The organism is Streptomyces sp. NPDC025784, from assembly GCF_055558435.1.
The window spans coordinates 1-25,382 of sequence record NZ_JBVHMN010000038.1 but is presented as its reverse complement, the minus strand read 5'-3'; the positions used below and the strand labels follow the sequence as shown (position 1 = coordinate 25,382).

At 70.9% G+C, this 25,382-nt stretch carries 22 protein-coding genes and 3 pseudogenes; 12 read left to right on the top strand and 13 right to left on the bottom strand.

The genetic code is table 11. The features are described 5' to 3' along the window. Window positions 1-89: 89 nt before the first annotated feature. Window positions 90-254, top strand: a pseudogene (locus tag ACZ4IF_RS44220) (DUF1345 domain-containing protein); the annotation flags it as partial. A 73-nt stretch (window positions 255-327) separates the two neighbouring features. Here the strand turns inward: ACZ4IF_RS44220 and ACZ4IF_RS44215 are convergent. Next, window positions 328-1,590: a molybdopterin molybdotransferase MoeA gene (locus ACZ4IF_RS44215; protein ID WP_467574861.1), complete on the bottom strand. Its 1,263-nt coding sequence runs from the start codon at window positions 1,588-1,590 to the stop codon at window positions 328-330. Between the two features lie 110 nt (window positions 1,591-1,700). Here ACZ4IF_RS44215 and ACZ4IF_RS44210 point away from each other — a divergent pair, with 110 nt between their 5' ends. The 3 genes from ACZ4IF_RS44210 (at window position 1,701) to fdhD (ending at window position 5,348) form a co-directional block, all read left to right on the top strand. Then, the gene (locus tag ACZ4IF_RS44210; protein ID WP_467574856.1) at window positions 1,701-1,838 is read left to right on the top strand and encodes a hypothetical protein; all 138 of its coding nucleotides are present in this window, start codon (window positions 1,701-1,703) and stop codon (window positions 1,836-1,838) included. Between the two features lie 321 nt (window positions 1,839-2,159). After that, window positions 2,160-4,451, top strand: a complete 2,292-nt coding sequence (locus ACZ4IF_RS44205) for an FdhF/YdeP family oxidoreductase (RefSeq protein ID WP_467574853.1) — start codon at window positions 2,160-2,162, stop codon at window positions 4,449-4,451. 54 nt (window positions 4,452-4,505) lie between these two features. Continuing rightward, window positions 4,506-5,348, top strand: a complete 843-nt coding sequence (fdhD, locus tag ACZ4IF_RS44200) for a formate dehydrogenase accessory sulfurtransferase FdhD (protein WP_467574850.1) — start codon at window positions 4,506-4,508, stop codon at window positions 5,346-5,348. A 7-nt stretch (window positions 5,349-5,355) separates the two neighbouring features. On the opposite strand, the gene ACZ4IF_RS44195 is transcribed toward fdhD, so the two are convergent. After that, window positions 5,356-6,276, bottom strand: coding sequence for a LysR family transcriptional regulator (locus ACZ4IF_RS44195; protein WP_467574847.1), 921 nt, complete (start codon window positions 6,274-6,276; stop codon window positions 5,356-5,358). 182 nt (window positions 6,277-6,458) lie between these two features. On the opposite strand from ACZ4IF_RS44195, the gene ACZ4IF_RS44190 reads away from it, so the two are divergent. Both ACZ4IF_RS44190 and ACZ4IF_RS44185 read left to right on the top strand, forming a co-directional pair. Beyond that, window positions 6,459-7,448 carry a Dyp-type peroxidase gene (locus ACZ4IF_RS44190; protein ID WP_467574844.1) on the top strand — a complete coding sequence of 330 codons (990 nt, stop codon included), beginning with the start codon at window positions 6,459-6,461 and terminating at the stop codon, window positions 7,446-7,448. Continuing rightward, on the top strand, window positions 7,445-8,275 hold the full coding sequence (locus tag ACZ4IF_RS44185; protein WP_467574841.1) for a family 1 encapsulin nanocompartment shell protein: 831 nt from the start codon (window positions 7,445-7,447) through the stop codon (window positions 8,273-8,275). The genes ACZ4IF_RS44190 and ACZ4IF_RS44185 overlap by 4 nt, the downstream gene beginning before the upstream one ends. Before the next feature lie 56 nt (window positions 8,276-8,331). On the opposite strand, the gene ACZ4IF_RS44180 is transcribed toward ACZ4IF_RS44185, so the two are convergent. Together ACZ4IF_RS44180 and ACZ4IF_RS44175 are read right to left on the bottom strand one after the other, a co-directional pair. Further along, window positions 8,332-8,787 (bottom strand): Hsp20/alpha crystallin family protein, encoded by a 456-nt coding sequence (locus ACZ4IF_RS44180; protein ID WP_467574838.1) that lies wholly within the window; start codon window positions 8,785-8,787, stop codon window positions 8,332-8,334. Window positions 8,788-8,877: 90 nt separating this feature from the next. Then, window positions 8,878-9,360: a GreA/GreB family elongation factor gene (locus tag ACZ4IF_RS44175; RefSeq protein ID WP_467574836.1), complete on the bottom strand. Its 483-nt coding sequence runs from the start codon at window positions 9,358-9,360 to the stop codon at window positions 8,878-8,880. A gap of 326 nt (window positions 9,361-9,686) precedes the next feature. Here ACZ4IF_RS44175 and ACZ4IF_RS44170 point away from each other — a divergent pair, with 326 nt between their 5' ends. After that, complete coding sequence (locus ACZ4IF_RS44170) at window positions 9,687-11,942, top strand: FdhF/YdeP family oxidoreductase (RefSeq protein WP_467574858.1); 2,256 nt, start codon at window positions 9,687-9,689, stop codon at window positions 11,940-11,942. A 127-nt stretch (window positions 11,943-12,069) separates the two neighbouring features. On the opposite strand, the gene ACZ4IF_RS44165 is transcribed toward ACZ4IF_RS44170, so the two are convergent. Then, window positions 12,070-12,729, bottom strand: a complete 660-nt coding sequence (locus ACZ4IF_RS44165) for a hypothetical protein (RefSeq protein ID WP_467574833.1) — start codon at window positions 12,727-12,729, stop codon at window positions 12,070-12,072. Window positions 12,730-13,170: 441 nt separating this feature from the next. On the opposite strand from ACZ4IF_RS44165, the gene ACZ4IF_RS44160 reads away from it, so the two are divergent. Beyond that, a complete protein-coding gene (locus ACZ4IF_RS44160; RefSeq protein WP_028801265.1) occupies window positions 13,171-13,374 on the top strand; it encodes a cold-shock protein in 204 nt (67 codons plus the stop codon). 177 nt (window positions 13,375-13,551) lie between these two features. Here ACZ4IF_RS44160 and ACZ4IF_RS44155 read toward each other — a convergent pair whose 3' ends face one another. From ACZ4IF_RS44155 to ACZ4IF_RS44145, 3 genes and pseudogenes are all read right to left on the bottom strand, one after another. After that, the gene (locus ACZ4IF_RS44155) at window positions 13,552-14,883 is read right to left on the bottom strand and encodes an MFS transporter (RefSeq protein ID WP_467574829.1); all 1,332 of its coding nucleotides are present in this window, start codon (window positions 14,881-14,883) and stop codon (window positions 13,552-13,554) included. Window positions 14,884-14,947: 64 nt separating this feature from the next. Further along, window positions 14,948-15,394, bottom strand: a complete 447-nt coding sequence (locus ACZ4IF_RS44150; RefSeq protein ID WP_359493211.1) for a MarR family winged helix-turn-helix transcriptional regulator — start codon at window positions 15,392-15,394, stop codon at window positions 14,948-14,950. Between the two features lie 324 nt (window positions 15,395-15,718). After that, window positions 15,719-15,826: pseudogene (locus ACZ4IF_RS44145) on the bottom strand (LOG family protein); the annotation flags it as partial. A 226-nt stretch (window positions 15,827-16,052) separates the two neighbouring features. Here ACZ4IF_RS44145 and ACZ4IF_RS44140 point away from each other — a divergent pair. The 3 genes from ACZ4IF_RS44140 (at window position 16,053) to ACZ4IF_RS44130 (ending at window position 19,062) form a co-directional block, all read left to right on the top strand. After that, on the top strand, window positions 16,053-16,703 hold the full coding sequence (locus ACZ4IF_RS44140; RefSeq protein WP_359493199.1) for an RNA polymerase sigma factor: 651 nt from the start codon (window positions 16,053-16,055) through the stop codon (window positions 16,701-16,703). Beyond that, window positions 16,696-17,682: a CU044_5270 family protein gene (locus ACZ4IF_RS44135; RefSeq protein ID WP_467574825.1), complete on the top strand. Its 987-nt coding sequence runs from the start codon at window positions 16,696-16,698 to the stop codon at window positions 17,680-17,682. The genes ACZ4IF_RS44140 and ACZ4IF_RS44135 overlap by 8 nt, the downstream gene beginning before the upstream one ends. Before the next feature lie 216 nt (window positions 17,683-17,898). Then, the gene (locus ACZ4IF_RS44130; RefSeq protein WP_467574823.1) at window positions 17,899-19,062 is read left to right on the top strand and encodes a PP2C family protein-serine/threonine phosphatase; all 1,164 of its coding nucleotides are present in this window, start codon (window positions 17,899-17,901) and stop codon (window positions 19,060-19,062) included. 51 nt (window positions 19,063-19,113) lie between these two features. Here the strand turns inward: ACZ4IF_RS44130 and ACZ4IF_RS44125 are convergent, their stop codons facing one another. The 3 genes from ACZ4IF_RS44125 to ACZ4IF_RS44115 are packed head-to-tail and all read right to left on the bottom strand — an operon-like array spanning window position 19,114 to window position 22,885. Then, window positions 19,114-21,345, bottom strand: a complete 2,232-nt coding sequence (locus ACZ4IF_RS44125; protein ID WP_467574820.1) for a xanthine dehydrogenase family protein molybdopterin-binding subunit — start codon at window positions 21,343-21,345, stop codon at window positions 19,114-19,116. After that, window positions 21,342-22,346, bottom strand: a complete 1,005-nt coding sequence (locus ACZ4IF_RS44120; RefSeq protein ID WP_467574817.1) for an FAD binding domain-containing protein — start codon at window positions 22,344-22,346, stop codon at window positions 21,342-21,344. The genes ACZ4IF_RS44125 and ACZ4IF_RS44120 overlap by 4 nt, the downstream gene beginning before the upstream one ends. 11 nt (window positions 22,347-22,357) lie before the next feature. Beyond that, window positions 22,358-22,885 carry a (2Fe-2S)-binding protein gene (locus tag ACZ4IF_RS44115; RefSeq protein ID WP_359493185.1) on the bottom strand — a complete coding sequence of 176 codons (528 nt, stop codon included), beginning with the start codon at window positions 22,883-22,885 and terminating at the stop codon, window positions 22,358-22,360. Window positions 22,886-22,956: 71 nt separating this feature from the next. Between ACZ4IF_RS44115 and ACZ4IF_RS44110 the strand changes: the two genes are divergently transcribed. Next, window positions 22,957-23,523 (top strand): antibiotic biosynthesis monooxygenase, encoded by a 567-nt coding sequence (locus tag ACZ4IF_RS44110; protein ID WP_467574814.1) that lies wholly within the window; start codon window positions 22,957-22,959, stop codon window positions 23,521-23,523. Between the two features lie 69 nt (window positions 23,524-23,592). Here the strand turns inward: ACZ4IF_RS44110 and ACZ4IF_RS44105 are convergent, their stop codons facing one another. Continuing rightward, window positions 23,593-25,044: an MFS transporter gene (locus tag ACZ4IF_RS44105; RefSeq protein WP_467574812.1), complete on the bottom strand. Its 1,452-nt coding sequence runs from the start codon at window positions 25,042-25,044 to the stop codon at window positions 23,593-23,595. A gap of 245 nt (window positions 25,045-25,289) precedes the next feature. After that, window positions 25,290-25,382: pseudogene (locus ACZ4IF_RS44100) on the bottom strand (carboxymuconolactone decarboxylase family protein); the annotation flags it as partial.

Here is a 25,382-nt window from a genome sequence, read left to right as displayed (position 1 = left end):
GCCACGGATTCCCGACCCAAGCCCGTGCCGCGTAGCGGCACAGCAACGATCGAGAAGGCCAGAATCCTCGGGCTTCAGCCCGAGGAGCAAGTCAAAACCTCGGCATGACGTACCAACCAGAGGTGTCCGACACCGACGTCTCCAGTTCGACGATCCGCTCGATCGTGCTGCGGCACTGTCTGCTGTCCTACGTCTTCGGCACCGGCATCCTCGCCACCGCCATCAACCTCGTCGTGGGACTCGTCAGCGGCTGATCCGATCCCGTCGGCCTTCATACGTGTGCGCTTGTCCGTTCGTACTCGCGTCCCGGCCCGCGGAGGTGGGAGGTCACCGTCCCGGCAGCCCGAGAATCTCCACGGTGGTACCGGCCGCGACGCCGCCCGGCGGGACGACGGCGAGACCGTCGGCAAGAGCCAGCCCGCGCAGCATCGCGGGCCCGCCGAACGGGAGCGGCGCCACCTCGTGCCCCGTGCGCAGCACCGGCAGCAGACGCGTGTCGTGCGGATGGCCCGGCAGGTCGGCCGTGGCGGGCAGCAGGAGCGGCTCCGGGCCGGTGTGCCCGCCCAGGTGCCTCAGCAGGGGGAGCGCCAGGGTCACCCAGCCGGCGGTCGCCGCCAGTGGGTTGCCCGGCAGTCCGACGAGCCGGCGGCTGCGGCCGTCCGTGCTGTCCGGCAGTTCGGCGAGGAGCATCGGATGGCCGGGCCGGACGGCGACGGAGTCGACCGGCAGTGCGGCACCGATCCGGTGCAGCACGTCGTGCAGGAAGTCCACCGGACCGGCGGCGGTGCTGCCGGTGGTGACGACGACGTCGGCGGGGGAGCGGTCGACGGCCTCCCGGAGCAGTCCGGGGTCGTCGCCGACCATGCGCACCCCGATCGGCTCGGCGCTGCAGGAGCTCAGCCAGGGCGTGAACAGGGGGCCGAGCGCGTCGCGGACCCGACCACCCCTCGGCACTCCGTGCGGCAGCAACTCGTCGCCGAGGAGCAGGAGCTCGACGCTGGGACGGCGGTGCACCGACAGCCGGTCGCAACCGGCCGCGGCGGCCAGTCCGAGGACGGCCGGGGTGACGGTGGTGCCGGCCGGGAGCAGCGGCTCGCCGGAACGGCACTCCTGACCACGCGGCCGGATGTCGCGGCCCGCGGGCAGGGCGCCGGGCGCGGAGGCGCACCGGCGCAGCATGCCGTCACGGGTCTCCGCGTGCTCCCGGCGCAGTACGGCGGTGGCCCCGGAAGGCAGTCGGGCGCCCGTGGCGACGGGCACGGCCGTACCCGTCGCCATCGGCTCCGGCTCCTCGCCGGCGCGTACCAGGTCGCCGCAGGGCTGCCAGGGGCCCGGCCCGGCCACGGCCCAGCCGTCCATCGCGGAGGTGTCGAACGGGGGCAGGTCGCAGAGCGCGTGGAGCGGCACGGCGAGGGCGTGGCCGAGGGCGTCGTGGGGCGTTCGGGTGACGGCGGGCAGCGGCCCCCCGGCACTGCGGCGCGCGGCGGAACGGGCCTGCGCCCAGCTCGTGGCGGGTCCCGCGGCGTGCCCGGGTGCCGCGGTCGCGGGCGACCTCGTGCCCCGGGCGGCGGGCGCGTGGGCCGAGGGCATGTGGTCCCCGTCCTCTTCGTGGATCCGGCCCAAGGGGGCGTGCCCGCGGCCGGCCGGGGCCGTGATCCCTTCGTGCATCCGCTTCACCTCGTCCGTGACGGTTCCTGGGAGTGACCGACCAGCAGTGGTACCGGCGTACGGCCTGGATGCGGTCGGGGTACGGACCTGCCTTCTTCCTCTGGTCGTCGGCGGTCGAAGGCCGCTGCTCCCCCGACGTCGCGTACGGATACTTCCGTGACGTCCGGTGAATGCCGAAACATCACCTCATTACTTCCCGATCATCGTCCGCGTATTTTCCGAATAAGTCAAACAAGGATTTCCGATTGCTTGATAGGCGTCGCTTATTCCGGTGTCTGTGCAGGTGAGGTGCGTCATGCAACGGATTAAGGGTCGAAGATAGACGCCTCCTATTCACTCATCGGTGTCACCTCTTTGACAGATTCACGGGAATTACCGGAGGCTTCATCCGCCGCGTGTGGCGAGCCATTTCCCGGCTCCTCGGCGAGCCCGCGACCACTCCGCGGAACGTGCCGGCAGCGGCAGCGGCAGCGGCAGAGAAGAGGCAGACGATGAGCGGCATCGAGGACCCGAGCGACGACCTGTCGGTCACCCCGCCCAAGCAGTGGGCGACAGGCGTGCCCGCGGTGACGCACGCGCTGGAGTACTCCCTGGAGCAGACGTCCGTACGGCGCACCGCCCTGACGCTGCTGAACATCAACCAGGTCAAGGGCTTCGACTGCCCGGGCTGCGCCTGGCCCGAGCCCGCGCCGGGCAAGCGGCACCGGAACGAGTACTGCGAGAACGGCGCCAAGCACATCAACGACGAGGCGACTTCGCGACGGGTCACCGCCGACTTCTTCCGCCGGTACTCGATCGACGAACTGGACACCAAGTCCGACTACTGGCTCAACCAGCAGGGCCGGCTGACCGAGCCCATGGTCAAGCGCCCCGGCGCGCACTACTACGAGCCCATCGGCTGGAACGAGGCACTGGACCTTCTCGCCGGGGAACTGCGCCGCCTGGACTCGCCCGACGAGGCCCTCTTCTACACCTCGGGCCGGCTCAACAACGAGGCGGCCTTCCTCCTCCAGCTCTTCGCCCGCGCCTACGGAACCAACAACCTGCCCGACTGCTCCAACCTGTGCCACGAGTCCAGCGGATGCGCCCTGAACGAGACCCTGGGCATCGGCAAGGGCAGCGTCTCCCTGGACGACATCCACCACTGCGACCTGATCTTCGTGGTGGGTCAGAACCCCGGCACCAACCACCCGCGGATGCTCTCCGCGCTGGAGGAGACCAAGCGCAACGGCGGGCGCGTCGTGGCGGTGAACCCGCTGCCCGAGGCCGGACTGATGCGCTTCAAGCACCCGCAGAGGGCACGTGGGGTGATCGGCCGCGGTACGCAGATCGCCGACGAGTTCCTCCAGATCCGCCCCGGCGGCGACCTCGCGCTCTTCCAGGCGCTCAACCGGCTGCTGCTGGAGGCCGAGGACGACGCACCGGGCTCCGTGCTCGACCACGACTTCATCGACGCCTCCACCACCGGCTTCACCGAGTTCGCCGAGCACGCCCGGAAGGCCTCCTGGGACGACGCGCTGGAGGCGACGGGGCTGACCCGTGAGGAGATCGAACGCGTCCACGCCATGGTCCTGGAGAGCAAGAGCGTCATCGTGTGCTGGGCGATGGGTCTGACCCAGCACAAGCACGGCGTCCCCACGATCCGAGAGGTCGTCAACTTCCTGCTGCTGCGCGGCAACATCGGCCGGCCCGGCGCCGGCGTGTGCCCCGTCCGCGGGCACAGCAACGTCCAGGGCGACCGCACCATGGGCGTATGGGAGCGGATGCCCCAGGCGTTCCTCGACGCGCTGGGCGGCGAGTTCGGCTTCACCCCGCCCACCCGGCACGGACTGGACTCGGTGAACGGGATCCGGGCCATGCGCGACGGCGACGCCAAGGTCTTCGTCGGCGTGGCCGGCAACTTCGTACGGGCCACCCCCGACAGCCGGGTCACCGAGGAGGCGATGCGCCGGTGCCGGCTCACGGCGCACATCTCCACCAAGCTCAACCGCTCGCACACGGTCTGCGGCGACACGGCCCTCATCCTGCCCACGCTCGGCCGCAGCGACCGGGACGTCCAGGCCGCGGGCGAGCAGTTCATCACGGTCGAGGACTCCATGAGCGAGGTGCACGCCTCTCGCGGACGTCTCGCGCCCGCGTCCCCGCACCTGCTCAGCGAGGTCGCCATCATCAGCAGGCTGGCCCGCCGGACCCTGGGCGCTGCGCCGTCCGTGCCGTGGGACGACTTCGAGTCCGACTACGACACCATCCGCGACCGGATCGCCCGAGTCGTGCCCGGCTTCGAGGACTTCAACGCCCGGGTGGCGGAGCCCGGCGGCTTCAAGCTGCCCAATCCCGTCAACGCGGGGGTGTTCCCCACGCCGAGCGGCAAGGCCGTCTTCACCTGCAACGACTTCACGATGCCGCACGTGCCCGAGGGACATCTCCTGTTGCAGACGCTGCGCTCCCACGATCAGTGGAACACCGTCCCCTACGCGATGAACGACCGCTACCGGGGCATCCACAACGCCCGCCGGGTGGTTCTGGTCCACCCGTCCGACCTGGACGCGTTCGGCCTCGCCGACCGGGACATGGTGGACCTCGTGAGCACCTGGCACGACGGGGTCGTGCGCCGCGCGGAGGACTTCCGGGTGGTCGCCTACCCCACCACGCCCGGCTCCGCGGCCTCCTACTACCCCGAGACCAACGTCCTGGTGCCCCTGGACAGCGTCGCCGACATCAGCAACACGCCGACGTCCAAGAGCGTCCTGGTCCGTCTGGAGCGCACCGGCTCGGCCGACTAGCCGGCCGAGGCCGATCGAGGGCGATCGAGGGCGATCGAGGAGAGGAGAAGGACCATGGGACGAGTCACCGTGCGACGGCGCGTACTGCGCCTGCGGGACGGGGCCGAGTCGTACCGCCCGGACACCCTGGCCGTCGAGGAACCGATGGAGATCCGTGTCGGCGGGCGCCCGCTGACCGTCACGATGCGCACCCCGGGCGACGACTTCGACCTCGCGGCGGGATTCCTGGTGAGCGAGGGAGTGGTGCACGCGGCCGACCACGTGACCGGCATCCGCTACTGCGCGGGCGCCACGGCCGACGGCGGCAACACCTACAACGTCGTCGACGTCGCCCTGGCCCCGGGCGTGCCCGCTCCGGACACGTCCCTGGAACGGAACTTCTACACCACCTCCTCGTGCGGGCTGTGCGGCAAGGCCAGCCTCGACGCGGTGCGCACGTCGGCGGCCTGGTCCGTGGCCGCGGACCCGCTGCGTATCGCCCCCGAGCGGCTCACGACGCTCCCCGACCGGCTGCGCTCGGCCCAGAAGGTGTTCGACAGCACCGGGGGCCTGCACGCGGCCGGACTCTTCACCGCCGACGGAGAAGCGCTGTGCATGCGCGAGGACGTGGGCCGGCACAACGCCGTGGACAAGGTCGTCGGACACGCCCTGCGATCGGGGCTGCTGCCGCTGCGCGAGACGGTGCTGATGGTGAGCGGCCGGGCCTCCTTCGAGCTCGTGCAGAAGGCGGTGACGGCCGGCATCCCAGTGCTGGCGGCCGTTTCCGCGCCGTCCTCGCTGGCCGTGGACCTGGCGGTGGAGAGCGGGCTGACCCTCGTCGGGTTCCTGCGCGGGGCCTCGATGAACGTCTACGCGGGTGCCGAGCGTCTGCGGCCGCTGCCCGCGGTCCGGTCCTGAGGCACCCTCACCGCACGCCGGGCACACGCTCCAGAGCGGCGGCCACGTCCGTCCGCCGGGCGAGGTCGGTCAGAGCGCGGGCCATGACCGAACCGGGCTCCCGGGCCGAGGTCACGAGGCCGACCGGCACCGTGCGTGAGGGCTCCACCAGCGGCACGGCCCGCATGCCAGGCGGCACGCCGAAGACGTGCAGCCACGCGTGCGGTACGACACTCGCCCAGTGGCCGGTCCTGACATGGGCGAACAGCGTGCCGACCGAATCGGTCTCGACGCGCGGGGACGGCTGGAGCCCCGCCTCCGCGAACAGGCCGTCCACCGTCCTGCGGCCCTGCATGGTCCCGGTCAGCAGGCACAGGGGCAACTGCGCGGCGTCCGCCCACGTGGCCGTCGGCCGGTGCCCGAGGCCGTCGCCCGCCGTCGTGAGCAGCACGTACCGCTCCTCGTACAGCGGGACCGTCCGGAAGTCCTCCGGGAGGTCGTCGCGCAGATAGGTGATGCCGGCGTCGATCTCGAAGCGCTGCACCTGCCGGAGTATGTCCTCCGACTTGAGATCCGCCATGACCTCCACCGTGACGAGCGGGTGCGTCGCGCAGAACGGCCCCGTCAGCAGGGAGACGGCACCGGAGGCGGTGGGCACCGAGCCGATCCGCATCCGGCCGCTCAGTCCGGTGCGCAGGGCACCGACCTCGTCCTTGAGCGCGTCGCGGTCGGCCAGGATCCGCTGCGCCCACACCACGATGCGCTCGCCCTCCTGCGTGAGCCCCTCGTACTTGCGGCCACGCCTGACCAGTGGCACATCGAGTTCGTCCTCCAGTTTCCGGATCGCCTCGGACAGGGCGGGCTGGGAGACGTGGCAGGTCTGGGCGGCACGGGCGAAGTGGCGCTCCCGGGACAGGGCCACCAGATATTCGAGTTGGCGAAACAGCACGCCACGGGTGTACCCGACCGTCCCGCGGAATGCCAGTCGGCCCGGCCTCGCCGCTCACCGGCCCCGTCGTGCTCGCGCGGATTTCCCCGGGACGCAGCAGGATGGAAAGGGAGCGGCGCGGACCGAGGGACCGCCGCTGCGAACACGACAGGACCGTCCCCGACCCGTGAGGAGGCCGGCTCGTGCCTGAGTCGCAGCCCGTGATCGTGCCGCCGGCCCGGGCCACCGTCTTCCTCGTGGTCACCGTCGTCCCGGGCCGTGAGGAAACCGTCCGGGACCTGCTGGAGGACGTCTCGGGCCTGCGCCGCTCGGTCGCGTTCCGCGCACCGTACGAGGAACTCACGTGTGTCGTCGGCATCGGATCGGCGGCCTGGGACCGGCTGTTCGACGGACCGCGCCCACAGGGACTGCATCCGTTCGTGGAGTTGGCCGGGGAACGCCACCGGGCCCCGTCCACGCCGGGGGACCTGCTGTTCCACGTACGGGCCCGGCGCATGGACCTGTGCTTCGAACTCGCCCGGCTGCTCGGGGAACGCCTGCGCGGCGCGGCCACCGTCGTCGACGAAGTGCATGCCTTCAAGTACTTCGACGAGCGCGACCTGCTCGGCTTCGTCGACGGCAGCGAGAACCCCGAGGGCGCCATCGCGGCCGAAGCCGTCTTCGTCGGCGACGAGGACCCGGAGTTCGCCGGCGGCAGCTATGTGATCGTGCAGAAGTACCTGCACGACCTGACGGCATGGAACGCCCTGCCCGTGGACGAACAGGACAAGGTCATCGGACGGACCAAGCTGGCCAACGTCGAACTCCCCGACGAGGTCAAGCCCGCGGACTCCCACGTGGCGCTCAACACCATCACCGACGAGGACGGCAACGAGCGCAAGATCGTGCGCGAGAACATGCCCTTCGGCACCGTCGGCGACGGTGAGTTCGGGACGTACTTCATCGGCTACGCCCGCACCCCCGACGTGACCGAGCAGATGCTCAGGAACATGTTCCTCGGCAACGGCCCCGCCCGGCACGACCGCATCCTCGACTTCTCGACCGCGGTGACCGGATGCCTGTTCCACGTGCCCACCGCCACCTTCCTCGACGACCTTCCCCCGGCTCCCGGCAGGAAGACCGCGGCAGACGGCTCACTGGGGATCGGTAGCCTCAAAGGAGTCCGAACATGACGACGCCCGACGGCATCACCAACCTGCATCGCGAACTCGCCCCCATCACGCCCGCGGCCTGGGCCGAGATCGAGGACGAGGCCCGCCGCACCTTCCGCCGCAACCTCGCCGGCCGCCGGGTCGTCGACGTCTCCGGTCCCGACGGCCCCGAACTCGCGGCGGTGGGGACGGGACACCTCTCCGACATCGACGGCCCGGCGCCGGGCGTGGGCGCGCGGCTGCGCCAGGCACGTCCCCTCACCGAACTGACCGTCCCCTTCACGGTGAGCCGGGCCGCCGTCGACGACGTCGACCGCGGTTCCCAGGACTCCGACTGGCAACCGGTCAAGGACGCCGCACGCACCATGGCGTTCGCCGAGGACCGGGCGGCCTTCAACGGATACCCGGCCGCCCGCATCGAGGGCCTGCGCGGGCGCACCTCACATCCCGTGCTGCGCCTGCCCGCGGAGCCCCGCGACTACCCGGACGCCGTCAGCCACGCCCTGAGCACGCTGCGCCTGGCCGGCGTCCAGGGCCCGTACTCCCTGCTGCTGGGCGCCGAGGCGTACACGGCGGTCAGCGAGACGTCGGACCACGGCTACCCGATCGCCGCCCATCTCGGCCGGATCCTCGACGGGAAGCTGATCTGGGCGCCCGCGATCGAGGGAGCCTTCCTCCTCACCACCCGGGGCGGCGACTACGAACTGAGGCTCGGCGAGGATCTGGCCATCGGCTACACGTCGCACGACGCCACCGACATCGAACTGTACTTCCGCCAGACCCTGACGTTCCTCGTCTACACGGACGAGGCCGTGGTGGCACTCGACCCCGCGACGGACGGGGCCTGATCCCGGGAGCCGCGGCGGTCGGAGCGGGTGGGACTCCGACGCGCGCCGTGGCGCCCTCAGTTCGTGCGCAGCGTGATCGTGCGACGGGTCTCGGCCTCCGTCTTCGGCAGCCGCACGGTCAGCACTCCGTCGGACAGATCCGCCTCGACCGTCTCGACGTCGACGTCTCCCGGAATGCGGACACCGTAGGAGAACGAGCCCGACCGGCGGCGCAGCGCGTTGCCGTGCGTCGTCTCGTCGAGCGTGCCGTGGATGTGCAGTTCGCGCCCGTCGACCTCGACGGTCACGCTGTCCCGCGGAACGCCGGGGAGCTCCGCCCGGACCACGTACGCGTCGCCCGAGTCCTCTTCCTCGGCCAGCGGCATCCAGTGGCGTGAGGGCTCAGTGACCTGCGACGACCGTTCGAACAGTCGGCTGAGCTCGCCCCACAACTGCTGCAGCTCGGTGGCCGGGTCACCGCCGGGCCACCAGGCCGCCCGCACCGATCGTGCGGCGTCCGCTCGTTCACTCATCACCATGTCTCCGATCTCACGGGAACTCCTGGGTCCGGCGGTGCAACGGTCCCCGGGGATGGGCGTGTTCGGCCGCGCGGCGCGAGCGGGTCACGCGCCGGCGCCGGGCGACTGTCCCAGGGACACGACCACCGCGGTCGACCGGCCGCCGGGTGCGCTGTAGGTCACCGTGTCGCCGGGACGGTGGCCGAGGAGGGCGCGCCCGAGGGGGCTGTCGGCCGTGACCAGTGAGGGGTCCAGTTCCTCGGCCGTCTCGCCGACCTGCAAGGTCTCCTCCGCGCCGTCGGCGAATCGCACGGTGACCGTGCTGCCCACGCCGACCCGGTCGGTGGGCGGCGGGCCTGCCGTGTCCGCGCCGCGGAGCCGTGTGGTGATCTCCGCGATCCGCGCGTCCAGGCGCTGGAGGTCGTCGGCGCGCTGCAACTCGTCGGCCTCGTCGGCGCGGTCGCCCACGGCCGAGTCGGAGTCCTGGAGCGTCGCGGCGACCGTCCTGCGTTCGGTGTGGAGGTCGGCGAGTTCCTGTTCGAGGGCGTGTCGGGCAGCGTCGCTGATCGGTGCGGGTTCGCTGGGCATGCCTGGTCCTCGGGGTGCAGGGAGACGATGTGGGGCGGGACAATCCGGATCTTAGGTGTGATTCCGGGATGCGGCATCCGCCGGTGGCCCTCCGTGACCCGCGGGTACTGCCGCGTGCCGTCTCGTCCGCGCACGCCCAGAGAAGGCACGCCCGGAGACGGCGCGGGGCGGGCTCACCGGTCACGTGGCATCGCTCGATCCACCGGAATAGCCTGAACGGAAGTCCCGGGGGGACCGGGCCACGCCCGGACGGTGAAAGGGTGAGACTCTTGAACGCCTCCCATGACGACCAGGACGGGCTGGAGCCCCGGGTGGGGCCGGTCCCCATGGACGACCCGGACTTCCACCCGTACCACCACCCCGCTGCGGGCTGGGGCGCGGCCAAGAGCGTGACCCGGGTACTGGTGCGTGAGCGCGCCCTCGTGGACGGACCACGGGCGATCATGCGGATGAACCACGAGAACGTCGGATTCGACTGTCCCGGCTGCGCCTGGCCCGACGACACCAAGGGTCTGCACCTCGACATCTGCGAGAACGGCATCAAGCACGTCACCTGGGAGATGACGGGCAAGAGAGTCGGCCCTGAGTTCTTCGCCGCCCACTCGGTGACCGAGCTGTCCGGCTGGAGCGACTTCGACCTGGAGGGCCAGGGCAGACTCACCGAGCCGATGGTCTACGACCCCGAGTCCGACCACTACGTACCGATCAGCTGGCACGACGCGTTCGAGCTCGCCGGACGCACCTTGCGCGAGCTCGACAGCCCCCACCAGGCGTCGTACTACACGTCGGGCCGCCTCGGCAACGAGGCCACGTTCCTCTATCAGTTGATGGCCCGTGAGCTGGGCACGAACAACCTGCCCGACTGTTCCAACATGTGCCACGAGGCCAGCGGACGCGCACTCCAGGCGTCCCTGGGCACCGGCAAGGGGACCGTCGACCTCAAGGACTGGGAGACGACCGACGCCCTGTTCATCATGGGCGTCAACGCCGCTTCCAACGCGCCCAGAATGCTCACCGCGCTCGCCGAGGCGCACCGTCGCGGCGCCCAGATCGTGCACATCAATCCGCTGGTCGAGGCCGCCGCGACCCGCACGATCGTCCCTCACGACTTCCTGGACATGGCCACGTTCCACTCGACGCGCACCAGCACCCTGAACATCCAGCCCCGCATCGGCGGGGACATGGCGCTCCTGCGCGGCATGGCCAAGGCCGTCCTGGAGCAGGCCAAGACCGATCCCAAGGCGCTGGACAGGAGCTTCATCGACCGCCACACCGCGAACTTCGAGGAGTACAGGGCGCTCTGCGAGGCGACCTCCTGGGGGGAGATCGAGCGCCAGTCCGGGGTGGAACGCGACGACATCCTCAAGGTGGCCCGCGTCTACCGGGACGCCGACCGGAGCATCGTCAGCTGGTGCCTGGGCGTCAGCCAGCACGAGCACGGCGTCGACACCGTCCGGGAGATCGTCAACGTCCTTCTGCTGCGCGGGAATCTGGGGCGGGAGGGAGCGGGTCCCTCGCCCGTGCGCGGGCACAGCAACGTCCAGGGCAACCGCACCTGCGGCATCGACCACCGGCCCAGCGACGAGTTCCTCGACCGCCTCGCCGCGGCCTGCAAGATCGACCCTCCCCGGGAGCACGGACTCGACACCGTCGGCACCATCGAGGCGATGCACCGCGGCGACGTGACGGTGTTCGTCGGCATGGGCGGCAACTTCGCCCTTGCCGCACCCGACACGCCGTACACCTACGAGGCGCTGCGCTCCTGCGAGCTGACCGTCCAGGTGAGCACCAAGCTCAATCGCAGCCACCTGGTCCACGGCCGGCAGGCGCTCATCCTGCCGTGTCTGGGGCGCACCGAGAAGGACCACCAGCGGCAGGGCGTCCAGAGCACCTCCGTCGAGGACTCGATGAGCATGGTCCACCTGTCCGTCGGCATGAAGCGCCCGGCTTCGCGCCACCTGCTCTCCGAGCCGGCCGTCATCGCCGGTATCGCCCGCGCCGCCCTGCCGGAGAGCCGGACGCCCTGGGAGTGGTACATCGAGGACTACGACCGCATCCGCGACACGATGGAAGAAGCTCTCGACGGATTCGAGGACTTCAACCGCCGGGTCCGTCTCCCGCTCGGCTTCCGCATCAAGCAGCCGGCCCGCGAACTGGTCTTCCTCACCCCGTCCGGACGCGCCGAGTTCTCCACCGCTGCGCTGCCCGACGTGGTCCCCGCCCCCGGCACGCTCGCGCTCGGCACGATGCGTTCCCACGACCAGTGGAACACGACCATCTACTCCGACAACGACCGCTACCGCGGCATCAAGAACCTGCGCACGCTCGTGTTCATGAACAAGGACGACATGCGTGAGCGCGGTCTCTCGGAGTTCGATCCCGTCGACATCGTCTGTACCGCCAAGGACGGCAGCACCCGCTCCCTGAACGGCTACCTCGCGATCCCGTACGACATCCCCCGGGGCAGCGCCGCCGGTTACATGCCGGAGATGAACGTGCTGTGCGCGCTCTGCGACTACAGCACGCAGAGCGACCAGCCGCTGATGAAGCACGTCAAGGTCACCATCACCGCGGCCACCTGACCGCTCGGGGGGCACGAGCGACCGTCAGGTGACCGCTCTTTCGGGGTCACACGACCGACCGTCGGGCACGGGCGATGCCTGACGGTCGGTCGTCGTGCTCGGGAGATCGGGTCGGTGGCGTCCGGGGTCAGACCTCGGAGTCCGCCTCGCTGAGGTCCTTCACCATGTGTTCCATCACCGCGCCCATGTCGCCTACCGTGGCGTCGAGTTCCTCGGCACGCGGCGCGGTCTGCTCGACGCATGTCGCCGTGGCGAGAGCGAGGTCGACGGCCTTGGTCACCTCACCGTCGCCCAGGAGTTCCTCGATCCGGAAAGCGAGGCCGGCGAGCGTCGAGTCGTCGGTCTGCGGCACCAGGTATCCCTGCAAGCCCGAGGGATAGGGCGTGCGCTCCCGGAACTCCCGCAAGGCCTGCACGACCGCGTGCTCTTCGCTGTACTGGTCCAGGAGCCCCATGAGGACGTACAGCCGGGCCGTCAGCCTGGGCAGACCGGGGAAGCGGTCGAGCCAGGCCATCAGTTCGCGGTGGCCGCCGAGATGGTCGGTGATCTCCGTCATCGTGACGGCGAGCGTGTTGGACTGGGCCCAGTGGAACGGCAGCAGTTGGGCGACCTGCTTGGCCAAAGTGGCCTCGTCCTGCGGGCTCAGGCTGTCGGCGACCAGCCCGCTGACCAGCGCGCGGTCCAGGCCGAAGCCCTCCGGTGCGGACCGGCGCGCGGTGGTGTGCGACACCTCGTGGCGCAGACGCGTCAGCTCCTCGCCGATCTTGCTCAGGGGTTTCTCCCGCATGGGGCCTCCAGCCGGCCTGCCGTGGTCTTCGGTCGCTCTGGGAGGTGCTCCTTGAGCGCCGCACACGGGGGTACGGGGGGCGGAACGGAGAGCAGCTGCCCGGAGCCTGCACGCAACACCCTGCCGCCGGGCGCGGGGACGCGCGCGTCCTGTGGCCCATGCGGGCTATTCCGCGCAGCGGATTGCCGCGAGGCCTCCACCTCGTGGACATGCTTTCGCACAGGCGCTGCGGGAGGCCGGACACGCCTTCGGCCCAGCGGCCCGGCCTCGGTGCGGGGCTCCGCGCGCCACGGTGTGCGGCTGAAAAGATCCGCCATGGCGGGGTGGGGAAGCCGGACGATGTGGCCGTTACGGGGTAGAACGGATATCGGGTGTTCCCGATGTGTGGGGGACCCGCTTTCACTGAGCCGGGCTCGCCCCGGCATGAACGAAGGACACAGAATGGCCAGCGGCACCGTGAAGTGGTTCAACGCCGAGAAGGGCTTCGGATTCATCGCCCAGGACGGCGGTGGGCCGGACGTCTTCGCGCACTACAGCAACATCTCCGGGAACGGCTTCCGGGAACTGGTGGAGGGGGAGACCGTCACCTTCGACGTGACCCAAGGTCAGAAGGGGCCCCAGGCGGAGAACATCGTCCGCGCCTGACGCCCGTACCCGTCCCCGCCCTTCCGTCCGAGGAGGGCGGGGACGTCCCTGTGCGGCGCCCTGAGGGACGGATGCGCAGGCGGGTCGTGGTGACGTCACCACGGCCGGTGAGGGCCTCGGCGACGAGGGGCTCGTGTTCCGCGGGCCGGGTGCCGAGCGCCGACGGGCAGCCGCGCTCTATCCGCCGGTCGTCGCGCGGCGCAGCGTGCGGTCGAAGACGGTCAACAGCAGGTACAGGACGCCGGCCGCGAGCATGACCCAGGCCAGCGTGTGCAGTCCGTGGGTGTCGGCCCGCTGTCCGTAGGAGACCGCGGTCGTGGCGGTGGCGACCAACGATCCCAGGTAGGAGAAGGTGCGCAGCAGGCCGGCGGAGGATCCGGTCCGCTCGGGGTCGGCCTGGTGGTAGACGGAGTTCTGCAGGCCCAGACTGTTCGACCCCTGGGGCACGCCGAAGACCAGAGCCACGACGAGCAGCAACCACAGGGGGCTGTCCGCGCCGAGGGTGAGCATCAGCAGGCAGGCGACGATCTGGCCGACGGCGCCGGTCAGCAGCTTGCCGCGCACGCTGCTGCGCTTCCCGGTGGCCACGGAGACGGTGATCGCCATGAGGGCCGTGGGGATCTGGACCAGACCCGCGTGAAAGGGCGTCAGCCCGTAGCCGTCCTCGGTCCACTGGGCGAATCCGTAGAGGAAGCCGTACGCGACCACGTAGGCCACCAGTGCGCGTCCGTAGGTGGCCAGCAGGGGCAGATTGCCACCGAGCACCCGCAGGTCGATGAACGGTGTCGCGGCCCGCAACTCCCGTCGGGCGAACCCGGCCCCCGCGACGAAGGTGACGACCAGTAGGTACCAGTGGTCCGGGCGCAGGCCCATCAGGAACAGCAGCAGCGCGATCAGCATGGCCGCGAACAGGGCCATGCCGGGCAGGTCGAGCCGGCCGGCGATCCGGTCGTGCCGCGGGTCCGGGTCGGTGCCGGCCCGCACGGGCAGGCGGAGCAGGCCCAGCGCCACCGCGACCACCGCCAGCGGCACGTTGAGCGCGAAGGTGGCGCGCCAGCCGCCCACGCCGATCAGCAGGCCGCCCAGCAGGGGTCCGACGACCATGACGGTCTGCCCGGCCACGGCGAGAGCGGTGAGCACCGAGGCGGGGCTGTCGTGTCCGGTGCGGCGGGCCTCGCTGCGCACCAGGGCCATGGAGGCCGGATACCCGGCGCAGGTGCCGAATCCGAGGATGATCCGGGCGACGATCAGTACGCCCAGATTCGGCGCGAGGGTGCCGACGAGGCCGCCGACGCCGACGAGGCCGGTGCCGACGAGGAAGACCCGGCGAGGGCCGAAGATGTCGATCAGGCGGCCCATGACGGGCTGCCCGAGCGCGGTGGCCAGGTAGAGCGCGGAGACCAGCCACGCGGTCTGTGCGGGCGGCGCGCCCAGCGCCACGCCGATGGGCACGAGCGCGACCGAGACGATCGTGGAATTGATCGGGTTCAGGACCGAGCCAAGCAACATCGGGGGCAGCAGCCGCCGATCGAATCGTGACCGTGCAGACGGTATCGGCCCGGCCTGCGTCCGATCAGTCACGTGTCAGACGCTCCAGCACGATCATGGCCTCGATCACGGTCCGCCGCTCCTCTTCCGTGCACTTCTCCTCCAGCTGGCCGGCGAGCCACTCCTGTCGGGCCTGTCGCCCCTCCACGACCCTTCGCCGGCCGGCGGGCGTGAGCACGAGCAGCAGGCGCCGCCCGTCGTGGGGGTCGCGACGCCGCTCGACCAGCCCCGAGGCGAGCAGCGGAGCGACGGTCGCGGTCATCGACTGGTGCCGCATCCCCTCCGATGCCGCCAGGTCGCTGACCGTCACACCGGCCCGGTCGGCCAGCCGCGTCAGGACCGAAACCTGTCCCAAGGTGATGTCGTCGGCCTCGGCGGCACCGAGAATGCGGCGCCGCAGCCGTCCGATGACGGCACGCACCTGCCGCGACGCCTCTACTGCCGAAGGTGACGCGTGAGGGTTCTCGTTCATGCCTTCCCCTCTCAATAGTACAGCTTGATCTGTACAGTCTAATCTGTATGAATGCCGATGGTCGATAACGTCACCACCCCGATCGCGACGGCTTCCGCACACTTTCAGGGATGCGCGGGGGCGCAGGTGTCAGGACGCCCGTGACTCCTGCTCACGTCGGCCGGCGACGGCATCCGGCTCTACGACGCCCCTGGCGGCGAACGGGTCCGGCTGCGGCGCACGGAATGCTCCACGGCCGGACAGATCACCGACCTCCGCTTCCGCCCCGCCGACGTCGAGAGGCAGCCATGATGGCGGCCGGCCAGTCGTCGGTGTTGCCCATTTCCAAGACCCGAGAGGGCCGCCCTTGCCGAGCAGCTTTGCGAGTTCGCGGGCGGGCCGGGTGCGGCGCTCGTCGAGGTCGGCGGCGGAGAGGAAGACGCGGATCTTCACCGTGAGGGGCGTTGCTCCTGTCATGATCCCGACCGTACGGACGCGTTCCCGCGGCCACATGCACCAATTCCCGGGTGACGGAGGGGACCAATAGGCTGCCGCGTCGGGTGCTGGAACACGAGCGGGCCCCGCGCGCAGGAACGGGAACTCGAATCGGGCCATCGGCGAACAGCAGGTGACCATGCCCGCGTCTTCGAGGGAAAAACATGAGCCTAAGAGGCGACCGATGACCGTTTCACCGAGCGTCGGAGTCCACCGTGCCGAGGGCACGGACGAGCGGTCGGACTCCGACGCGTCGGTGATCGAACGGTCCTGGGACGAGCCCGATGCCTTCGCCGCGCTGTTCGACCGCTACGCCGACGACATCCACCGGTACGCGGCCCGGCGGCTGGGTGCCGACGCGGCGGACGATCTGATGGCGGAGACCTTCGTGATCGCCTTCCAGCGACGGCGCCGCTACGACCTGTCGAGGGCCCAGGCGCGTCCGTGGCTGTACGGGATCGTCACCAATCTCGTCGGTGAGCACCGGAGGGCCGAGGCGCGCCATCTCCGGGCACTGGCGCGGGTCGCCGCCGGCGTCCCGGACGAGGGAGGCGGCGAGCCGATGGCCGAGCGGGTGGCCGACCGGGTCACCGCGGAGAGCGCCCGCGGCGCGCTGGCGGGCTGCATCGCCAAGCTGCCGGCCCGCTACCGCGACGTGCTGCTGGTGATCGCCTGGGGTGATCTCGACTACGCGGAGGCCGCGGAGGCCCTGGGGGTGCCGGTGGGCACCGTCCGCTCACGGCTGCACCGGGCTCGAAGGAGACTGCGCGACGCATTGGGCGGGTCCGATCCCACAGCCCTGCAAGAGTTCCAGGAGGAGCCCGATCATGGATGACCTCACCTCCGTGAAGGAGTTGGAGGCGGACACGCCTCCCCTGACCGCCGAGGCCCGCGCCGCCGCCCGCACCCGGCTGATGACCGCCATCGGCCGGGAGAGCCGCGGGGGAGTCGCCCTGGTTCTGCCCCGGCGGACGGTGTTCCGTGTCGCGGTGGCCGCGACGGTCGCCGCGGCAGCGGCGGGAACCGTACTGGTGGCCTCGGCGGACGGCGGCAACCCCCGGTCCCCGAGGATGACCGCCCTCAGCGCCGCCCAGGTGCTGCACAAGGCCGCGGACAGGACGCGGTCCACCGGCGCCGGCCTGCCGATCCCGCGCAACGACCAGTACTTCTACACCAAGACCTACATCACGCGAACGCCCTTGAAGGGCGGGAAGACCAGGACGTGGACGGACGAGAGCTGGCTGTCGGTGGACGGCTCCAGGCCCTCGCGCCGGCAGGAGTACGGCAAGATCCACAACGACCCCCCGCTGGGCGAGCACGAGGTGCAGTGGCCGCCCAATGAGTACGCGAAACTGCAGAAGTGGCCGACCGACCCCGACGAGCTTCTCAAGTGGCTCGGCCGCGGGCGCGTCGAGGTCGCAGCGGCGTCCGGGCAGAAGAAGGGCGGCGCCGCCGGGTCCGCGTTCGACCCCGACATGACGGTGTTCACCGAGGCGTGTCTGCTCATGCAGGGCCCGCGGGTCATGCCGCCCGGCCTGCAGGCCGCCGCTTTCGAGGCCCTGGCGAAGCTGCCGCGCATCAAGGTGGACGAGGACGAGGTCGACGCACTGGGCCGGCACGGGGTCGGGGTGTCGTACCCCCACCTGACCTTCACCTTCGTCTTCGACCGTGAGACCTACGACTACCTGGGCATTCGTCTCAAGGGCAGCAACGACAAGCTCGTCGACGGCGAGTTGCGACAGACCGACAGGTACTTCGAGATGCGCAGTCGCCAGGAGGTGGGTGTGGTCGACCGGATCGGCCGGCGGCCGTAGGCCCTCGAAGGGCCTGTGGCGAGGAGAGCAGGGGCCGGGGCGTGTGGACGCGCGCCCCGGCGCGGCCGAGGCCGAGGAGGGGAGCCGACGGCCGCCTGGGAGGGGCCGAAAGGGCCCACCCAGGAGCGCCCACCAGGCCTGCCGAGGGGCGTGGGGGAATGGCGGACGGACGGCCACGTGTTGGTTGGGGCAGGACGACCAGTTCTGGAGCACCATGTGAGCCCTGCGACCATCACCACCTCGGTGGCCGAGACCCTGCGGTCCTCGGTCCGCGCGGCGCCGCACTGGCTGTGGCTGGCAGGCCCTGTCCTGGTGATCGTCGCGATCCCCGTGGCGGACGTGTTCCTGCCGCCGGACATCCATCTCGCTCACCTGCTGGTCGTTGCCGTGGCGGTCACCGCCGTCGCCTTCGGCCCTTGGCTCACCGCGCTCATCGGCGTGCTGGCCGTACTCGCACTCGTCACTGCCGGAACGCTACGGCACACCCTGACCACCGAGAGTGTCGTCGTCGAGATCGCCGCCCTCGTCGCCGTCTGCGCCTTCCTGGTCTTCTTCACCTACCTGCGGGGCCGGCGCGACCGGGAGCTGGTGCACGTGCGCTCGGTCTCCGACGCGACACAGCGCGTGGTGCTGCGCCCACTCCCCGAGCACGCAGGGCCGGTCTCCTTCGCCTCGGAGTACCACAGCGCCGAGGCCGACACGGGCATCGGCGGTGACCTCTACGCGGCGGCCCGCATCCCCGGCTCCACACGGGTGCTCATCGGGGACGTCCGCGGCAAGGGCCTCGCCTCGATCAGCGACACGGCGATCGTGCTGGGTGCCTTCCGTGCCGCGGCCCACCGCCCGGTCCCGCTGCCGGAGCTGGTCGCCTACATGGAGGACGCCGTCGGATGGGGGATGGCGGAGTTCTCCGGGCTGGAGGAGGACGCGGCAGAGCGTTTCGTCACCGCCGCGGTGCTGGACATCCCGGACGACGAGCCGGTGGTCCACGTGGTCAGCTGCGGCCACCCGCCGCCCCTCCTGCTGCACCACGTGGACGGGGCGGCCACCGCGCTGACGGTGGCGGAGCCGTCACCGCCGCTCGGGCTCGGCGTGGCGATCGACACCACCTATGCCGCGGCCACCTTCCCGTTCGAGCACGGTGATCGCCTGCTGCTCTACACCGACGGCGTCAGCGAGGCCCGGGACGAGCAGGGCGTCTTCTACCCACTCGCCGAACGTGTCGCGGCATGGGCGGACCAGCCGCCCGTGCCGCTGGTCGAAAGCCTCACCGCGGACCTGCGGGACTACGTGGGGGGCCGGCTGCACGACGACATGGCCGTGATCGTCATCCAGCGGGACGGGACCCCTTCGGAGCAGTCGCCGTCCGAGGCCGCCTGAACTCGGTCCCCGGCCCTGCCGCGGCATCCCGCGTCAGAGCAGATCCTCGATTCAGAGCAGATCCTCGATCGTGATCGGCATCTTGTGGATGCGTCGGCCGGTCGCGTGCCAGACGGCGTTCGCGATCGCGGCGGCGGCACCCACCTGACCGACCTCGCCGACACCCTTGACGCCGAGCGGGTTGACGACGCTGTCCTCGACCTCGATCAGCTCGACGTCGACGTCGGGCGCGTCCGCGTTCACCGCGACCAGGTACTCACCGAGGCTCGTGTTGGCCCAGCGGCCCGTACGCGGGTCCGTGTGGTTGGCCTCCAGCAGAGCCTGGCCCAGGCCCCAGAGCATGCCGCCCATGAGCTGGCTGCGGGCCGTCTTCGGGTTGAGGATCCGGCCGGGCGCGAAAGCGCCGGTCATGCGCCGTACCCGGACCACACCGAGTTCGGGATCCACGGCCACCTCGGCGAACTGGGCACCGAACGTCATCATCGCGTACTCGGAGTCGCCGCCCGGCGGCTTCCACGCACCGGACGCCTCGGCGTCCGGCTGGAAGTTCCGCTGCAACAGCTCGACGTAGGACTCCGAGGCGGTTCCGGCGGTCATGACTCCGTCCTGGACGACCACGTCGACCGGGTTCGCCCCGTACAGCGGCCCGTTGGGGTCCGCAACGGCCTTCGCGATCAGCTGGTTGCGCAGGGCGGTCGCCGCACTGTGCACGGCGGCGCTGATCATTCCCGCGCCGGCCGAACCCACGGCGGCCGCGATGTTGGGCAGGTCGGTGTCGCCGTTCTCGAACCGGCAGCGGTCCACCGCCATGCCGAGCCCGTCGGCGGCGACCTGCGTCATCACCGTGGCGACCCCCGTGCCGAAGTCGGGGGTGGCGGCCTGGACGACCGCGGTTCCGTCGGCGTAGAAGCGGGCGCGGGCGCGCTGCGGATTGGCGGGCGGAGCGACCGGATAGCCCGCGCTGGCCATGCCCGTTCCGATCAGCCAGTTGCCGTCGCGGCGCATGCCGGGCCGCGGGTCGCGGCCCTCCCAGCCGAATCGCGCGGCACCCCGCTGGTAGCACTCCCGCAGGCCGCTGCTGGACCAGGGACTGCCCGTCATCGGGCTCACGTCGGTGTAGTTGCGCAGCCGCAGCTCGATCGGCTCCACACCGAGTTCGTGCGCCAGCTCGTCCATGGCGCATTCCAGCGCGAACATGCCGGTGGCCTCGCCGGGCGCCCGCATGAACGTCGGGGTCATGGTGTTGGCGCGGAAGATCCGGTAGACGCCCTGGAAGTTGGGGCACGCGTAGATCTCCGACGAGACGCCGATCGAGGGCTCGGCCCAGTCGTCGAAGTGCGAGGTGGGGGAGAGCTTGAGGTGCCGGATCCCGGTCAGCCGCCCCTCGCGCGTCGCGCCGAGCACGATCTGCTGTTCCTGCTCCTCGCGGTGTCCCACCGAGGTGAACATCTGCTCGCGGGTCAGCGACAGTTTGACCGGCCTGCCGACCTCGCGGGCGGCCATCGCCGCCAGCGCCGCATGGTCGTGGATCATGGCCTTGGCGCCGAAGCTGCCCCCGACGAAGTGACTGATGACGCGGATCTTCGACAGCGGGATGCCCAGCTGTCGGGCGACGGTGATCTGGGTGGCGTTGACGCCCTGGGTGGAGTCGTACAGCACCAGTTCGTCGCCCTGCCACTCGGCGGTGGTGCACGCGGGCTCGATGGGGTTGTGGTTGTTCGCGGCGTACGTGAACGTGGCCTCCACCCGCACGTCCGCCTGGGCGAGCCCCGCCTCGACGTCTCCGCGCTCGACCCGTCCCGGCAGCCAGCCGCCGAAGATGCGTTCGGGTACGTAGGCGTCGCCGCGGCCCTGGTTGAGGGTGGTGAGCGGGGCGGTCTCCTCGTACGAGACGCGCAGCAGACTCGCGGCGTGCTGGGCCCGCTCCCAGGTGTCCGCGATGACGATCGCGATGTGCTGACCCGCGTAGTGGACGGCGTCGTCCTGCATCGGGAAGAAGGTCTGCCCCGGTGCGGCGGTGCCTGCCAGTGACGGGATCAGCGGCGGCTGTTCGGCGACCCTCGGCAGGTTCCGGTGCGTGAGGACGGCGATGACGCCCTCCTCCGCCAGCGCGCTCTCCGTCTCGATCCCGGTCACCCGGCCACTGGCGATGCGGGATCCGACGAGGCAGGCGTACGTCATGCCGGGGATCGGGATCTCGGCGGAGTAGCGGGCGGCGCCGGTGACCTTGGGGCGGCCGTCGACGCGGGACAGCGGCTGTCCGATTGCGGCTGCGGTGGTCATTCCGGGCTCTCGCTTCCGTTGCCGATGAGGGTTTCGAGGGCGCGCACGATCGCGCGCTGGGCGAGTTCGACCTTGAAGGCGTTCATGGTGGTCGGCTGCGCCTCGATCAGTTCCACCCGTGCCGCCTGGGCGAAGTTGCTTCGCTGTGCTGCCGCGCCGATCAGGAAGTCCTCGACGCGGCGGGCGCGCCACGGCTTGGTGGCCACACCTCCGAGGGCCACGCGCACGTCCGCGATCGTGCCGTCCACGACGGACACCGCGGCCGCCACGGAGGTCAGCGCGAACTCGTAGCTCTCGCGGTCCCGGACCTTCAGGTAGAGCGAGTGGCGGGCCACGGGCGCCGCGGGCACCTCGATGGACGTGATGAGTTCGCCGTGCTCCATGGGGTGTTCACGGTGCGGGGAGTCGCCGGGCAGCAGGAAGAAGTCGTCGAAGGCGTACGTTCGTTCGCGGTCGTCGGGGCCCAGGGTGTGCACCTGTGCGTCCAGGGCCATCAGCGCCACGGCCGCGTCGGAGGGGTGCGTGGCGATGCAGTGGGAACTCGTGCCGAGGACGGCGTGCCCGCGGCTGAATCCGTCGACGGCCGAGCATCCCGTTCCCGGTTCACGCTTGTTGCACGGCGACACGGCATCCCGGTAGTACGAACACCGCACCTTTTGCAGGAGGTTGCCGCCCATGGAGGCCATGTGCCGCAGCTGCGCCGAGGCGCCGAGCTCCAGGGACTGACGGAGCATCGGGAACCGCTCGCGCACCACGGGGGCCGCGGCGACTTCGCTCATCCGGGCCAGGGAGCCGATGCGCAGGCCTCCCTCCGGAGTGGTCTCGATCCGGTTCAGGGGAAGGCCGTTGATGTCGACGAGCCGCCGAGGATGCAGGACGTTCTGCCGCAGCAGATCGATCTCGGTGGTGCCGCCGGCGAGGAAGTCGCTGGTCGGGTCGGCGCTGACCGCGGCGATCGCCGCCGCGGTGTCGGTGGCGCGCGCGTAGGTGATCGGCCGCACGGCAAGGCTCCCTAGGCTCCGTCGCGGACTGCGCGGATCGCGGCCCGGATGTGGGGGTAGGCGGCGCAGCGGCAGATGTTGCCGCTCATCCACTCCTTGATCTCGGCGTCGTCGCCCGCATGGCCCTCTTTGAGCAGCGCCGTCGCCGACATGATCTGACCAGGAGTGCAGAAGCCGCACTGGAAGGCGTCCTCGGCGATGAACGCGTCCTGCATGGCGTGCAGTTCGTCGCCCTCCGCCAGACCCTCGATGGTGGTCACCTCACGCTCTTCGCAGGTCATGGCGAGCGTGAGGCAGGACAGTACGCGATTGCCGTCCACCCAGACGGTGCAGGCGCCGCACGTGCCCTGGTCGCAGCCCTTCTTCGCACCGGTCAGGTCCAGGTGTTCGCGCAGCGCGTCGAGCAGGCTGACCCGTGGCTCGATCTCCAGGGAGCGCTGCACGCCGTTGACCGTCAAGGTGACCGCGACCGGGCCCGGCCCTCGCTCTTCGAGGCCTTGCCCACGTTCGGTGAGGGGGGCCGGAGTGTGTGCAGACATGGCAGACCTCCAGAAGGGGACGCATTCATCCTGATACAGGCCGATATGTGCTGCAACCGTAGGATTTCGCCATGAGTGAGAGTGCGCGCGAGGCCCGTGAGTCGGTGACCGTGGTCTTCACCTGGGAGGCGAAGCCCGGCATGGAGACGGAGTTCGAGCGGTGGGCCCACGGCATCGAGACGGAAGCCGCCGCATTCGTGGGCCATCAGGGGGTCACCTGGCTGCGCCCGGAGGAGGAGGACGGGCCCCGGCGGTACCACGCGGTGGTCAGGTTCGCCGGCACCGCGGACCTGGACCGCTGGATGGCCTCGCCGCAGCGGGCTGCCTGGCAGGACCGCGTCAGGCCCTACGCGCGATCGGTACGGCCCAAGCTCACCACGACCGGCCTGGAGACCTGGTTCGACGTCCCCGGTCTGCCGGTGCGGCCTCCGGCCCGGTGGAAGATGTCCCTGGTGACGATCGTCGCCGTCTACCCGTTCGCCCTGCTGTACGACGGCCTTGTCGCCGAATACTTCCGCAGCCGGCCGCTGCCCTCGCGGACACTGGTCTTGCCGATCGTCCTCGCGCCCCTGCTCACCTACGCGGTCATGCCCTTCCTCAGCAGGGCGCTGCGGCGACGGCTCTATCCCGAGAGCTAGGAGGCACAGGGCCCCGCGCACCGCGTACGGCGGTCTTCCAGGGCCCGCGCCCGGGGCCGGCCGTGCGCGTCACCGTGGTCCGCGCGCCACGCTCCAGGCCGCGAGCACGGCGAGCAGCATGGTCAGGAGACCGGACAGGACGAGGCTGGTGCGCAGACCCGCGAGGGCGATCAGCGGACCGCCCGCGAGCAGGCCGAGCGGGGCCGCGACCGTCGAGCCCGTCGTCCACAGGGTGACGACCGGTTGCTGTTCGTCGTCGCGGAGCCCGGACTGCAGGAAGCTGTACGCGATCGGTGTGAAAGGCGCCCAGACCAGGCCGCCGAGGCCGAAGACCACCATGGCCGCGGCCCGGTCCCCGATCCCGGCCAGCGCGATCGGGCAGAGCGCCCACAGCGCGATGACGGCGACGAGCAGGGGGCGCTGAGGGAGGCCGCGGAGCCGGTCGACCAGAGCGGCACCCGCCAATGCCCCGACGCCCAGCGCGGTCCAGAGGAGCCCCAGGCCGGACGCGCCGCTGTGCAGTGTGTCCCGCACGTACAGCGGCAGGGCCACCTCGATCGGCATGTAGAGGAAGTTGAAGAAGAAGACGACCACGAGCAGGTGTCCGGCCACCGGCCGGCGTCGCAGGACGCGCCACCCCGACTCGCCCCGCGGCTCGCGTTCCGGTGTCTGCTTCGGCGGCGCTTGCGACGCCTGCTTCGACGGTGCTTCCGTCGTCTGCTCCGGCGGCGCGTGCCACGCCTGTTCCGGCCGCGCTTGCGACGCCTGTTCCGACGGCGCCTCCGGCGTCTGCGTCGGCCCGTGTTCCGGTCCGTGCTCGGCCCCGTGCAGCGGCCTTTCCTCCGAGGCGTGCTCCGGTTCCCGCCCGCCTGTCGTGCCGACCACCGGTGCCCGCGGCACGCATCGCAGCACCGACACCAGCAGGATCAACGCCCCGCACGCGTCGGCGAACAGTGCCCAGCCCGCCCCGGCCCAGGCCACGAGCAGCCCGCCGGCCACCGGTCCGACGACCAGCAGCGCGAAGTTGCTGCCCAGCCCGAGCAGTCCGTTGACGGCGAACCGGTCCACGTCGTCCACCATCGAGGTGGCCAGGAGCCGGCGGCTGCTGGAGCCCGCCATCCGGCAGGTGCTGCCCAGCAGCAGCCCGCCGACCAGCACCGGCAGTGTGAGCCGGTCCGCCACCGCGAGCACGCCGAGTCCGGTGAACGCGACGGCGCGCAGGACGCAGTCCGCGAGCAGCAGCCGACGCGGAGGTGCGGAGAACCGTCCCAGGCTGATGGCCAGGGCGAGCACCGTGGAGAGCAGGAACGGCGCCGCCTCGACCAGTCCGATCGCGAGCGCCGCATCGAGTGACCCGTGAACGGCCAGTGTCTGTACGGGCATTGCGACGATCAGCAGGCCCGTGCCGGCGTTCGCCAGCAGATCGCCCAGCAGCAGACCGGCCATCCGCCGGTTGCGCAGCAGGACGTCGCGGTACGAGCTGTTCGCCGGGGCGAGCTCGGTGTCGGCTGCGGAGGACACGGCAGGCTCCTTCGATGACCACCAGGCGTTCGGGCCGTCGGTGGGTCGGCTGGTGTCAGGGCTGTCGGCGATCGAGGCTGTCGGTGACGGATGCAGCCTGTCAGCGGTCGGCCCCGGCTGGACAGTGGCGGTGGCGGAGTCGGGCGGTCAGTGGCGGTGGAGGCGGCCGGTCCTGGGTGGACAGCGGCGGTGGCACGGGCGTCCCGGGCGGTGGTTGTGTGTCCGCCGCCCGGGTCCGGGCCTGTTCATCCCCAGGCGCCGGCGATCTGGCGGGTGGTGGCGTTGAGCCGGTTGAACAGGTTGGTGACGCCGATCATCAGGATGATCGAGGCGAGTTG

Bases quoted from the DNA above. Each gene is read 5' to 3' on its own strand.
- ACZ4IF_RS44115 (WP_359493185.1), bottom strand. From the start codon at position 22,885: ATGTCTGCACACACTCCGGCCCCCCTCACCGAACGTGGGCAAGGCCTC.
- ACZ4IF_RS44140 (WP_359493199.1), top strand. From the start codon at position 16,053: ATGACCGTTTCACCGAGCGTCGGAGTCCACCGTGCCGAGGGCACGGAC.
- ACZ4IF_RS44175 (WP_467574836.1), bottom strand. From the start codon at position 9,360: ATGCCCAGCGAACCCGCACCGATCAGCGACGCTGCCCGACACGCCCTC.
- ACZ4IF_RS44125 (WP_467574820.1), bottom strand. From the start codon at position 21,345: ATGACCACCGCAGCCGCAATCGGACAGCCGCTGTCCCGCGTCGACGGC.
- ACZ4IF_RS44205 (WP_467574853.1), top strand. From the start codon at position 2,160: ATGAGCGGCATCGAGGACCCGAGCGACGACCTGTCGGTCACCCCGCCC.
- ACZ4IF_RS44180 (WP_467574838.1), bottom strand. From the start codon at position 8,787: ATGAGTGAACGAGCGGACGCCGCACGATCGGTGCGGGCGGCCTGGTGG.
- ACZ4IF_RS44215 (WP_467574861.1), bottom strand. From the start codon at position 1,590: ATGCCCTCGGCCCACGCGCCCGCCGCCCGGGGCACGAGGTCGCCCGCG.
- ACZ4IF_RS44110 (WP_467574814.1), top strand. From the start codon at position 22,957: ATGAGTGAGAGTGCGCGCGAGGCCCGTGAGTCGGTGACCGTGGTCTTC.
- ACZ4IF_RS44165 (WP_467574833.1), bottom strand. From the start codon at position 12,729: ATGCGGGAGAAACCCCTGAGCAAGATCGGCGAGGAGCTGACGCGTCTG.
- ACZ4IF_RS44160 (WP_028801265.1), top strand. From the start codon at position 13,171: ATGGCCAGCGGCACCGTGAAGTGGTTCAACGCCGAGAAGGGCTTCGGA.
- ACZ4IF_RS44150 (WP_359493211.1), bottom strand. From the start codon at position 15,394: ATGAACGAGAACCCTCACGCGTCACCTTCGGCAGTAGAGGCGTCGCGG.
- fdhD (WP_467574850.1), top strand. From the start codon at position 4,506: ATGGGACGAGTCACCGTGCGACGGCGCGTACTGCGCCTGCGGGACGGG.
- ACZ4IF_RS44155 (WP_467574829.1), bottom strand. From the start codon at position 14,883: ATGTTGCTTGGCTCGGTCCTGAACCCGATCAATTCCACGATCGTCTCG.
- ACZ4IF_RS44135 (WP_467574825.1), top strand. From the start codon at position 16,696: ATGGATGACCTCACCTCCGTGAAGGAGTTGGAGGCGGACACGCCTCCC.
- ACZ4IF_RS44170 (WP_467574858.1), top strand. From the start codon at position 9,687: ATGGACGACCCGGACTTCCACCCGTACCACCACCCCGCTGCGGGCTGG.
- ACZ4IF_RS44185 (WP_467574841.1), top strand. From the start codon at position 7,445: ATGACGACGCCCGACGGCATCACCAACCTGCATCGCGAACTCGCCCCC.